This is a genomic window from Bacillus sp. 05T31 (genome assembly GCF_056396725.1).
The window spans coordinates 1-11,936 of the sequence record NZ_JBFTMA010000059.1 but is presented as its reverse complement, the minus strand read 5'-3'; the positions used below and the strand labels follow the sequence as shown (position 1 = coordinate 11,936).

Sequence of the window (11,936 nt, the reverse complement as noted above, 5' to 3'; positions counted from 1 at the left end):
CTTTTAATTCATGCGCAAAATGATCTTGCGCATGAATTAAAAGAACACTAATCTCTGTTTTTTCCCCTCTTGCTTCTGATTGTATGAGCTCTGTTTGGAAATGATGCGCTTCATTAATCGCTTCTTTCGCCTTTACCATCGCTTCATCAGCTTCTGCCATTTTCCCCTGTTTGGCAAATTGCAGTGCCTCCATTGCAAAGCTTCGTGCATTACCACTATTTAAAATCAATTGGAATGGAATTTGTTCTGCTGTAGTCATCATAATTACCGCCCTCTCTATTATGGTTCAACCGATTTAAATACCCCTTCAGTTTGAACATGTCTATTAAATTATTATTTTATTAATGATAGTTTGGTGTTCTTGTAGATGGGTTTCATCTTTCTGAACATGATATAAAGGTGATTGTTCTCACAGATAATGTTACCTGTGAGAACAATTACTATGTTACATAGGTACAGAGTTGTTATTTCCTTGTGCTGCTGCTTTTTCAGTACGAACAACAGAACGGTCAGATAATACAACGAATGGATAGTAGATTACCATCGCAATTACAAAGTTGAATAACTGTAGAATTGCGCCTGAAAGATGTCCACCTGTTACAAGATAACCACTAATAATTGGTGGTGTTGCCCATGGAATCATCACAACTGTTTTTGGTACCCAGCCAATAGATAGAGCTGTATAAGAAGTAATTACTAATACAATTGGTGTTAGGATAAACGGTAAGAATAAAATTGGATTTAAAATAATTGGTGTACCAAAGATTACTGGTTCGTTAATATTGAATGCACCTGGTCCAATTGATAAGCGAGATACACCGCGTAATTGTGCACTTTTTGCTACAAGTAATACGACCACTAAGAACGCTAATGTTGCACCAGAACCACCAAGATATACGAAAGTATCAAAGAATGGTTTTGTAATAATGTTTGGAACATCAAATGCAGATGTACCACCTTGGAATAACTTCATATTTTTCTCTAATGCCGGTAAGTATAATGGCTCAATAATACCACCAACGATATTTGGTCCATGTAAACCGAAGAACCAAAGAAGATGAACAAGGAGTACAATGACAATTGCACTTGGTAATGTCCCTGCTAAACTTTGCAGTGGTGATTGAATCGTATTAAAGATAAATTCATGAACACTTGTACCAGCTAATTTCACTGCTAATTGAATACCTGCAACTACTGTTAAGATAACAAATGCTGGAACTATAGCTGCGAAAGATCTTAAAACTGCTGGTGGTACTCCATCAGGCATTTTAAAAGTAATGTTTCTTTGTACAAAGAAACGGAATACCTCAGTAACAAGGAGTGCCACGATAATTGCTACGAATAGCCCTTGTGCCCCTGTCCAAGCTAAGTTCAATCCGCCTTCTTTCGGTGTTGTTGGCGTAAGAATAATTAACGCACCAAATGAAATAATACCTGCTGACAAACCATCAACGCCGTAAGATTTTGCTAAGTTATAACTTGTTGTAAATGCTATGATTAGTGCTAGAATTGCGAAAGAACCAGTCCACATTCCACCGCCAACTTGTTTCCACGTTTCACCAAACAAACCTTTCATGAACTCTTGGAAAGCTTCAGACGGAAAACCATTAATTAGTGATGCCAATGCACCAACTAAAATAAGTGGCATAACTGCAATAAATCCATCACGGATCGCAGCTARGTGACGTTGCGATCCGATTTTACCAGCGACAGGAACAATATACTTCTCCATAAATGCAATAAACTTTTGCATTTCGCTTCCCCCCTAATTATTTTTTTAGTGTTAATGCGTGATCTAAAACTGCTTCTCCATTCATCATGCCGTAGTGCATTGGGTTAATAACATCGACTCCAACGTTTTTCTCATCGGCAAGCGTTTTCATTGTAGAAAGCATGTAACGAACTTGCGGTCCTAATAATAGTACGTCTGCTTGRTCGATATTGTTTTTTACTGCATCCCCAGATACAGCCCAAATCTTACCTTCTAGACCACGAGCTTTTGCAGCCGCTTCCATTTTTGTAACTAGTAAACTTGTAGACATCCCTGCTGAACAACATAATAAAATATTCATTTATAAATCCCCCTTATGTGGTATAAAAAATTTATGTTTTTTATTTTTCTTTACGCTATTTATTAATGCAATTACCGTGCCAACTTTTCAAAACGCCTAAAATCAGCGTTTTTTCGAGTGATTTCTTTGTGTGTTACCGCTTTCAATCAGTGTGTCCCAAAAAAAACACACAGTGTGTTATAAAACACCTCACTTTTAACACATAACTGTATGAAAATAGATTAGTGTTTAGTTGTCTAGTTGTATTTAAAATAAAAAAACACTAAAAAATGTTTTCAGCGAAAATTATTTCTTTATTTTAACCGATTATTTATTGAGGGGATTTTTCTTCCACTATAATATGGTCTTCGCTTCGGCATAACAATCTCTTTTAAAAACATAAAAAAACCTTGCCTAAGCAAGGTTCATTCATCCACCGACATCTTCCTATATAATTCTACAAACTCACTCGCCAATTCCTTCACCGTAATTGCGTTCATTAAATGATCTTGTGCATGCACCATCAGAAGGGTAACTTCGGTTTTTTCCCCGGCAGCCTCTTTCTGTATGAGCTCTGTTTGTAAGCGATGCGCCTCTTGCAATTCATTTAAAGCTTCTTGTAGTTTCGCTTCTGCTTCCTGAAATTCACCGCGCTTCGCGCAATCAATTGCTTCCATTGAGCAGCTTCTCGCATTACCACCATGCAAAATTAAGTGAAAAGCTTTCGTCTCTATCGTATCCATGTTAGTTCTTTACTCCCCCTTTTCTTCCGCTACTTTTTGTTTATCCCATATTTTTAAGAATGGAAAATAAATAAGAAATGCAAGTGCAAAGTTAAYGAGCTGYAAAAYAACYCCTGAAATTTTCCCGCCTGATCCTAAATATCCACTAAAAAGAATAGGTGTAGTCCAAGGTACAGCAGCTCCGCTCGGACGTGCAACCCATCCCCATTCCATTGCAAAATAAGAAACAATCGTTAACACGACTGGAACCAGTATAAATGGAATAAGTAAAAGCGGGTTCATTACAATCGGCATACCGAAAGTTACCATTTCATTAATATTAAATATACCAGGTGCAATTGACAATCGCCCTAAACTTTTCAATTGCTGACTTCGCGCAAATAATAACATTCCTACAACTAAAGCAAGTGTTGCACCAGAACCGCCCATATAAATCCATAAATCAAAGAACTGTGCAGTAATCGTATTCGGTACATCTTGCCCTGCCTGAAATGCAATTCGATTTTGATCCATTAATGACAACCAAATCGGACTCATTACACCACCAACAATTGCAGCTCCATGAATTCCGCACGCCCAAAGTACATGGACAATGATAACTGCGATTATCGCACCCCAAATGCTAGCCCCAAGTACRCTAAGAGGCTCCTGTAAAAGCTTTCCTATAACATTATGGATGCTACCGAAAGTCGTATGTTCAAAAATTAATCTAATGATCCAAACAACCGTCACAACAATAAAGCCTGGAATAAGCGCAGCAAATGAACGCGTTACTGCTGGCGGAACTGTCTCTGGCATCTTTATAATCATCTTTTTCTGTACAACAAATCGATAAATTTCAGTAGATATAATTGCAATAATCATCGCTACAAACAACCCTTGGCTTCCCATTAACGCAGCTGGTATAACTCCATCTACAAGTACACTTTCCTTTGTATTTGGTATCATATACATAACCTGGAACGGTGTTGCAAGCAAAAATGATACAAGTGATAATGCACCAGATGCTAAAGAATCCACTTTATAATACTCACCAAGTCTGTAAGCGATTCCAAAAGTGGCTATTAAAGACATTATATTAAATGTTGCGCTAACTGGATACCCCAAAGCTTTTTGCCAACTCTCCCCAAACAATCCTGCCATAAAATCATTATACCCGGGTATGGGTAAAGCACTAATAATTAGAAAGAAAGATCCAATAATTAAGAAAGGCATCGTTAAAACAATTCCATCACGAATCGCTTGCAAATGCCTCTGCTCTGCAACCTTCCCTRCCACTGGCATCACATATTTCTCTAAAAACTTTATCATCTATCCCACTCTCCTCATGGTTTCATKGACAAAGCTGCTTGYAAGATAGCCTCTCCATTACAAAGYCCGTAATGGACRGATTGAATKACRTCAACAGGTATTCCCTTCTCCTTACATAATTCTTTCATTTTCGGTAATAAATAACGTACTTGCGGTCCAAGTAAAAGTACATCTGCAGTATCAATATGATTTCGCACTTCTGAACCTGATACTGCCCAAATCTTTACCTGTATCCCTCTTGCCTCTGCTGCTTTCTCCATTTTTGTAACAATCAAACTGGAAGACATTCCCGCTGCACAGCAAAGTAAAATATTCATCCTGTTTCCCCTCCCCCTTTTTCCAAACCTAAGTTATGGTGTAGCCCTTGCCACCACTAGGTTACAAATATATATGTCTAGATTTCTAACTGTATGCCGAGCTTAAAAACAAAAATTTCTCGGTTTTCACGCTATTCCATCTATCCGTATTTTCCTAGTAAAGAAGTCTCTAACTCGCTATAATGATTCAGTATGATTTTTTATAATCGATAGGAGGATATATTTATGAAGGCATATCGCTTTCCGCTTATTTTATTATCTTCTATCCTAATTGGTGGTTTCATTGGTTATTTCATGGGTGCCGATGCAGTTGCTTTAAAGCCGCTTGGTGACATTTTCTTAAACTTAATGTTTACGATTGTTGTACCGTTAGTGTTCTTTAGCATCGCGTCATCTATTGCTAATATGGATGGATTAAAACGTTTCGGTAAAATTATGTCTAGTATGGCTGGAACTTTCTTATTTACAAGTATTTTAGCTGCTATTTTTATGATTATTATCGTGAAAGTATTCCCGCCAGCACAAGGTGTTGTATTAGAGCTAACGCAGCCTGATAAAGCTGAAAAAGCAGTTAGTGTTGCTGATCAAATTGTTGGTATCATAACAGTATCAGACTTTTCAAAGTTACTATCTCGCGAGAACATGCTAGCTCTTATTTTCTTCTCTATCTTAATGGGGGTTGCAACTTCAGCAGTTGGTGAAAAAGGGAAACCATTCGCTACATTCCTACAAGCTGGTGCAGAAATTTCAATGAAAGTCGTATCTTTCATTATGTACTACGCTCCAATCGGACTAGCTGCCTACTTCGCAGCATTAGTTGGTGAATTCGGACCACAACTTCTTGGAACTTACTTCCGAGCAGCAATGGTATACTATCCAGCTTCTCTTATTTACTTCTTTGTATTCTTTACATTCTATGCGTACCTTGCAGGTCGCAAACAAGGTGTACAAATATTTTGGAAGAACATGGTCTCTCCTACAGTTACATCACTTGCAACTTGTAGTAGTGCCGCAAGTATTCCAGCGAACTTAGAAGCAACGAAGAAAATGGGTATTTCTTCTGACGTTCGTGAAACAGTTGTCCTTCTTGGATCTACACTTCATAAAGACGGATCTGTTTTAGGCGGSGTATTRAAAATTGCTTTCTTATTCGGTATTTTCAACATGGAATTCGAAGGACCGAAAACATTAGCAATYGCACTTGTYGTTTCTCTATTAGTAGGAACAGTAATGGGTGCTATTCCAGGCGGGGGTATGATTGGTGAAATGTTAATCGTTTCTCTATACGGATTCCCACCAGAAGCATTGCCAATTATCGCAGCAATTAGTACAATCATCGATCCTCCTGCAACAGTGTTAAACGTAACAGGAGATAAYGCTTGTGCCGTAATGACAGCTCGCCTTGTAGAAGGTAAAAACTGGATCAAAAATAAATTTGCTTAATATATAGAAAGAGGATGCTCGGTGGAGCATCCTCTTTTTTGTTGTTATTTGTCGAAAYGTCGATATAATCCCATCCCGCCACAAWTTTGTTATAATCTTCACAAATATTCCACATCCATTATCCATTCTCCGTACTATAATCATGTATGGAAAAGGAGTTAAATACAGTTATATGAAATATACAAAAATATATTATAATTTACCTATGCAGTAATATAAAACAAAAGAGTTTGCTGAAATAATCAATGTCTCTGTAAGAACTTTACAGATGCGGGGGAATAAGGGTGTATTGACCACTTACTGAAACCCTAAAGAAAAAACATTATACAGATAAACAGTATAAAGACTAACTGAGATAGGTTCATACGTTTTTGGTAGAGACTATTGTTGTAACGAATGAAAAATTATCTTCACAGGAAGAGCTTATTCAAGATTTACTACCTATCTTTCATGTATGCAGTTGTATAATTTACGGGTTAAGGAAATACAAAAAGAAAATACCGGAGGATGAAGATTTATGAAAAGAGCATATCTAATAGAAATCCATCCGACAAAAGAACAAATAACCCAAATAAATCAGACGATTGGTGTGTGTAGGTATGTTTACAACCTGTATATCTCTAAAAACAAAGAGTTGTATGAAGCAGAAGGAAAGTTTCTAAGTGGGTATGACTTTTCAAAATGGTTGAACAATGTCTATACAAAAGAATGTGATCAATGGATAAAAGAAGTATCCAGTAAAGCTGTAAAACAAGCGATTATGAACGGGGATAAAGCTTTTAATCGATTTTTTAAAGGTTTATCTAAATTCCCACGATATAAGAAAAAGAAAAAACAGGATGTGAAGTGCTATTTTCCTAAAAACAACAAAACTGATTGGACAGTAGAAAGGCATAGAGTAAAAATCCCCACAATGGGTTAGGTAAGGTTAAAAGAATATGGATATATCCCTAAAAGTACAAATGTAAAAAGTGGCACAGTATATCAAAGAGCAGGAAGGTACTTTGTATCTGTTCTTTGCGAATTGGAAGAAATAAAAGCAAAGCCAACACTTAATTCAACAGGTTTAGGGATTGATTTAGGAGTGAAGGATTTTGCTACACGTAGCGATGGTATCGTTCACAAAAACATCAACAAAACAATAAAAGTAAAAAAGATAGAAAAACGATTAAAGCGTGAACAACGCTCTTTAGCACGTAAATTTGAACATCTAAAAAAGAGAGGTGAAAAATCTGTTACTAATAAAAGAGTGAATATAGATAAAAATGTTCTTAGAGTACAAAAGCTATGTGCTCGATTAGCGAATATTCGAATAGAGTATGTAAAGTCTATTGTAACGAATGTGGTGAAAACCAAGCCAACGTTTATTACAGTGGAAGATTTGAATGTGAAAGGTATGCTGAAGAATAAACATCTATCTAAAACAATTGCCAAGCAGTCTTTTTATACTTTTAAAACGTGGCTTTTGACGAAATGTGAGGAATACGGAATTGAATTACGTCAAGTAAACCGGTTTTATCCCTCGTCAAAGTTATGCTCATGTTGCGGTCAAAAGAAAGCAGATTTAAAACTGTCTGACCGGGTATATACATGTGAATGTGGCAATGTAATGGATAGAGATTTGAACGCAGCGATCAATCTTTTACAAGCAAAAGAATATACAATACTAACGTAAAATAGATTGTATATATGTACGGTGGGCTACATCGGAATTTACGCCTGTGGAGTGTCACAACGAACTGTAGTAGCGAGTTAGTGGCGAGGCAGGGCACGGAGAAGCAGGAATACTCTGAGAATATATTTGTCTATATTTTTAGTAGCAGATGGATACAATGACTCAAAGCGCACCAGAATTCAAAGTTTTGCAAAGCATTGCATTTCTTGCTGTCGTTTTGCAAAGTTCCTTATTATATACAATGAATCAAGGAAATGTCTTACTCGAGCAATCCCTCATTATGGGCATGCTATTTAATCTTGCAAAATTTTCAGCACCTGCATTCATATTTATCGTCGGCTTCCATTTAATTCGGCWATATACGAAGMAACTCGTTTAYAGAGARTATATTTATGAAAAAKCCRCACATTTACTCATTCCTTATTTCTTCTGGTCTATTCTTTATCTATTAACAACAAACGATACCATTACACTCCAAGGCGGAATAAAAAGTTTATTACTCGGAACAGCTGCACCTCATCTTTGGTACGTTATTATGATGTTCCAAATTCACTTATTGTTCCCGTTACTATGCACACTATTTTATTGGTTTCAAAAACGAACAGAAAATAAAAAAGACATATATAAATATATGACCATTTTCGCTTGTCTATATTTCTTCTTAATGTGGTACTCTTCTCACTACATTTTTAATGGAGAGAAACTGACTAGTTCAACCATTTTACATTATACAGATCGTTCCTTCTTCTTCTACTCATTCTATTTCGTCATGGGAGGAATAGCTGCTGTATCATTAAAAACTTGGCGTATATTTGTCATGAAACATATTCCGCTTATAACAATCTTATTTTTCATCTTATTTTTATTCATCAATTATGAGTTATTTAGTTTTTACGGCGCCAATTCTATTCATTTAACGGTTTCTACTTATTTAAAACCGTCCATGTTTTTATATATTGTTTGTGAAATTATGATACTGTACGTGTTATCTATTACAACTGTACAGCGACGTGGTTTCTTATATAAAGCTTTACGTTTTATCGGGAATTACACGTATGGCGCTTATTTAGCTCATTTTTTCTTCTTGCAACTATGTACAAAATTTCTTTCCTTATTCGCACTGCAAGAAAACACAATATTATATAGCCTATTACTATTTATATTAACGACCACAATCTCTATTTCAGCAATGGTCATTTGCAGTACACTACCATTTCATACATGGATTACAGGACCTTCTCCTACAACAAATATGAAATGGGCTAAGATTGTACTTCGAAAAAATCACGAAAAGGTATTCAAACCATATCTTTGATATAATAGAATTCCATATAAGAAAAGAAAGTAGGACACACCTATGATTAATCAAATTGGGCAAATTATGTTATATGTAAATAACCAGGATGAATCAGTACAATTTTGGACAGAAACAGTAGGATTCCAAATCGTTGCGGAAGAAAATAACGGTCAAGGATTTCGCTGGATTGAAATTGCGCCGGCAAAAGAAGCTGGAACAAGCATCGTCCTTCACGATAAGGCGTTAATTGCGAAGATGCAACCTGAATTAAACTTAAATACCCCTTCACTTATGTTCTTCTCTAATAACTTAGATCAACTGTATAAAGATCTTTCTGAGAAAAATGTTACAGTTGGACAAGTTGTAGATTTACCTACAGGTAGAGCTTTTAACTTCGCTGATAATGAAAGTAATTACTTTGCGGTTATGGAAAAGAAATAAGAAAAAGCTATCCGGAAAAATCGGATAGCTTTTTTCATTTTAAGAAACTTGCTCTGCATTCGTTTCCTTATGCTGTATATGACTCGTAACCCATGTGATTCCACCAGCGACAACGAGATAGCATAATAAAATTAAAATTTGCATTCGTAATTGCGACCAATCTCCTAAAGAGATAACATCTTGTAATCCTCTAAGAGAATGAGACATTGGGAGAAACTGTCCAATTTTGCTAAGCACAGCTATATTTAACTCTCCTGGGAAAGTACCTCCGCTCGTCGCTAATTGAAGAACGAGAAGCGTTACCGCTGCGAACTTCCCAACAATGCCGAATACCGTTACTAACATAAGAATAAATGTCATGAACGTAAAGGAAATAACAATACTTGATAAAACAAAGAGTGATACACTTGCAACTTCTAATTTCATAACTCCTAACACTACCACATCTACAAGTAGTGCTTGAATGAGTCCAATTAAATATACTAATCCTAGTTTATTAATAAAATGTACTGTTCCGCTTACCTTCATATTTTGTCTACGGCCAAGAGGTAAAATATTCGATGCCATAATTCCGCCAACATAAAATGCCAGTGATAAAAAGTATGGTGCAATACCTGAACCGTAGTTAGGCACATCAGAAACTGTCGACTTCACTAATTGAACCGGCTCTGAGAACATCGTATTGCGTGCATCATCATTGCGAACATCCGCTATCTTCTCTGCGCCCTCTCCCAATTTCGTAGAAAGTTCTTTCGCACCATCGTCAAGTTTAACAAGTCCGCTCGTTAACTTATCAGCACCATGATTCAGCTCTGTTCCGCCACTCGCAAGGTGATTTACACCTTCTTGTAATGATATAAATCCATTTCCCCACTTCGTAAATCCATCAGCTAAATTCGAAGTACCATCTGCTATCTTTTTCGTTCCAGCGGTAGCTTCGTTTAACTTAACTCCGAATGTATTCATGCCTTCCTCAATCTTATGCTGACCATCAGTAAGCTTCCGCGCACCTTGTGTCAATTGTTGTTGGCTATTATTTAAAGTGTTTGTTGCTTTAGCTAATCCGTTAGAAGTAGCAATGATCTTTTGAAAAGCAGGATCTTGCTGCACTTCTGGATGACTTTTCACGTACTCTTCTAATTGTTGTTTTACACTATTTGCTGCATTGTCCGCTTTCACTTGCCCTTCAGCAAGTTTCTCACTTCCGTTCACCCATTCATTTGTACCAGCACTTAATTCACTAACTCCTGATTGTAAAGAATTCTCACCCTGTGCTAGCAGCTCCATACCATTATGAAGTGATGTCGCTCCTTGACTCAGCTCATTTGCACCGCTACTTAAGGCAGATTGGCTAGAAGCAAGTTTTTCACTTCCCTCTTTCACTTTTGATGTCCCGTCACTTAAACGATGAATACCATCTGCAAGCTGATTTGCCCCATTTTTTGCATCCGTCGTTCCTTCGTGCAACTTCTCAGCACCATTACTTGCATCACTCAACCCTTGTGCCAAATCTTGAAACTTTGAAAAGACACCTTCTGTATAAGATTTCGTAATACTATTTGAGATTTTTGTTTTCATATTTTCAACAGCTGTCGTTCCAATTTGAGCTGCTACAAAGTTTTTCCCTGGATTTACTTTGTACTGCAGCCTCGCCGGCTCTGGTTTCTCATCCATTAGTGTACTTACCTTTTTAGAGAACTCCTCCGGAATCGTAACCACCATATAATACTTATCTTCTTTTAGCCCTTCATCAGCATCTTTTTCTGATACGAAATGAAACGCCAATTCCTTATTCTCTTTTAAATTTTTAACAAAATCGTCTCCAGCCTGGATTGTTTTTTCATCCATCACAGCACCCTTATCTAAATTAACAACTGCAACAGGTAATTTATCTAATTTTCCGTACGGATCCCAATATCCAGCTAAGAAGAATCCTGAATAAATTAAAGGAACGATTAATAAAAAAATTAAAGCGATACGTCCATGTTTATGGTTCCACATCGCCTTCCAATCTTTAAATATAAGTTGAATTCCGATACGATAAACTTAACTAAATCTATACAATTCAATCAAATTTACACAAGTTAGTGCTTCATCGTGTTCTCGCAGCCCCAAAGGGACGAGGGGTATAACACTCCACACGAGGCAGTATCGTTACCTCCTATTATCAAGCATTTATTTTACCCATCTTGATAAATTTATCGACGCATTTACATCCCTATCGTGATGGCTATTGCAYYCAACACAACGCCACTCACGTATTTTTAAACTCCACTGTCCTTCTGGTTGAACTGAATGRTCGTATTTTACTCCGCAACATGARCAAATCTTGCTTGAGGCGAACCATTTATCAGCTTTTACATACTCAATGCCATACTTCTCGCACTTGTATGATAAACATCGAAAGAAGAAGTGTAATTTTTGAAATGAAAATGCTTTCGATAGTTTTTTGTTTTTTAACAAGTTTGAGATAGGTAAGTCTTCCACAACAATTCTCATTGGTTTGGTTTTCACCAATTTAGCTGTTGCTTGATGGATATGGTTATTTCGGATATTCGTAATTTTCCTAGATAACCGAAGATGCTCAGTTTTAGCTTTTTCATATCCGGCAGATTGAATTTTCACACCTTTTTTAAATCTCCTAGACATATCTCTTTG

The 11,936-nt window shown here is 36.7% G+C and carries 11 protein-coding genes and 2 pseudogenes; 5 read left to right on the top strand and 8 right to left on the bottom strand.

Annotation, left to right across the window (positions count from 1 at the left end):
- The 6 genes from AC1DJR_RS06155 to AC1DJR_RS06130 all read right to left on the bottom strand — a co-directional run.
- A partial coding sequence (locus tag AC1DJR_RS06155) for a PTS lactose/cellobiose transporter subunit IIA (RefSeq protein WP_477002226.1) occupies nucleotides 1-262 on the bottom strand: 262 nt, incomplete at its 3' end.
- Nucleotides 263-445: 183 nt separating this feature from the next.
- Entirely contained in the window at nucleotides 446-1,753 is a 1,308-nt protein-coding gene (gene celB, locus AC1DJR_RS06150) for a PTS cellobiose transporter subunit IIC (protein WP_003192396.1), read from the bottom strand.
- 16 nt (nucleotides 1,754-1,769) lie between these two features.
- A complete protein-coding gene (locus AC1DJR_RS06145; RefSeq protein WP_001023565.1) occupies nucleotides 1,770-2,072 on the bottom strand; it encodes a PTS sugar transporter subunit IIB in 303 nt (100 codons plus the stop codon).
- 404 nt (nucleotides 2,073-2,476) lie between these two features.
- Complete coding sequence (locus tag AC1DJR_RS06140) at nucleotides 2,477-2,794, bottom strand: PTS sugar transporter subunit IIA (RefSeq protein ID WP_002016162.1); 318 nt, start codon at nucleotides 2,792-2,794, stop codon at nucleotides 2,477-2,479.
- Nucleotides 2,795-2,803: 9 nt separating this feature from the next.
- The gene (celB, locus tag AC1DJR_RS06135; protein ID WP_477002225.1) at nucleotides 2,804-4,105 is read right to left on the bottom strand and encodes a PTS cellobiose transporter subunit IIC; all 1,302 of its coding nucleotides are present in this window, start codon (nucleotides 4,103-4,105) and stop codon (nucleotides 2,804-2,806) included.
- A gap of 14 nt (nucleotides 4,106-4,119) precedes the next feature.
- The gene (locus AC1DJR_RS06130; protein ID WP_002089630.1) at nucleotides 4,120-4,422 is read right to left on the bottom strand and encodes a PTS sugar transporter subunit IIB; all 303 of its coding nucleotides are present in this window, start codon (nucleotides 4,420-4,422) and stop codon (nucleotides 4,120-4,122) included.
- Between the two features lie 225 nt (nucleotides 4,423-4,647).
- Between AC1DJR_RS06130 and AC1DJR_RS06125 the strand changes: the two genes are divergently transcribed.
- The 5 genes and pseudogenes from AC1DJR_RS06125 to AC1DJR_RS06105 all read left to right on the top strand — a co-directional run bounded on the left by AC1DJR_RS06125 (nucleotide 4,648) and on the right by AC1DJR_RS06105 (nucleotide 9,278).
- Complete coding sequence (locus AC1DJR_RS06125; protein ID WP_002144835.1) at nucleotides 4,648-5,865, top strand: dicarboxylate/amino acid:cation symporter; 1,218 nt, start codon at nucleotides 4,648-4,650, stop codon at nucleotides 5,863-5,865.
- 374 nt (nucleotides 5,866-6,239) lie between these two features.
- Nucleotides 6,240-6,386: pseudogene (locus AC1DJR_RS06120) on the top strand (IS607 family transposase); the annotation flags it as partial.
- Nucleotides 6,383-7,540 (top strand): annotated as a pseudogene (locus AC1DJR_RS06115) (RNA-guided endonuclease InsQ/TnpB family protein). The pseudogenes AC1DJR_RS06120 and AC1DJR_RS06115, both read left to right, overlap by 4 nt.
- Before the next feature lie 157 nt (nucleotides 7,541-7,697).
- Nucleotides 7,698-8,855 (top strand): acyltransferase, encoded by a 1,158-nt coding sequence (locus AC1DJR_RS06110; RefSeq protein ID WP_477002224.1) that lies wholly within the window; start codon nucleotides 7,698-7,700, stop codon nucleotides 8,853-8,855.
- 42 nt (nucleotides 8,856-8,897) lie between these two features.
- Nucleotides 8,898-9,278 carry a VOC family protein gene (locus tag AC1DJR_RS06105; RefSeq protein WP_002143773.1) on the top strand — a complete coding sequence of 127 codons (381 nt, stop codon included), beginning with the start codon at nucleotides 8,898-8,900 and terminating at the stop codon, nucleotides 9,276-9,278.
- 39 nt (nucleotides 9,279-9,317) lie between these two features.
- Here the strand turns inward: AC1DJR_RS06105 and AC1DJR_RS06100 are convergent, their stop codons facing one another.
- Both AC1DJR_RS06100 and AC1DJR_RS06095 read right to left on the bottom strand, forming a co-directional pair.
- Nucleotides 9,318-11,279 (bottom strand): YhgE/Pip family protein, encoded by a 1,962-nt coding sequence (locus AC1DJR_RS06100; protein WP_429691826.1) that lies wholly within the window; start codon nucleotides 11,277-11,279, stop codon nucleotides 9,318-9,320.
- A gap of 174 nt (nucleotides 11,280-11,453) precedes the next feature.
- Nucleotides 11,454-11,936, bottom strand: a 483-nt coding sequence (locus AC1DJR_RS06095) for an RNA-guided endonuclease InsQ/TnpB family protein (protein WP_477002223.1), incomplete at its 5' end; no start/stop codon positions are given.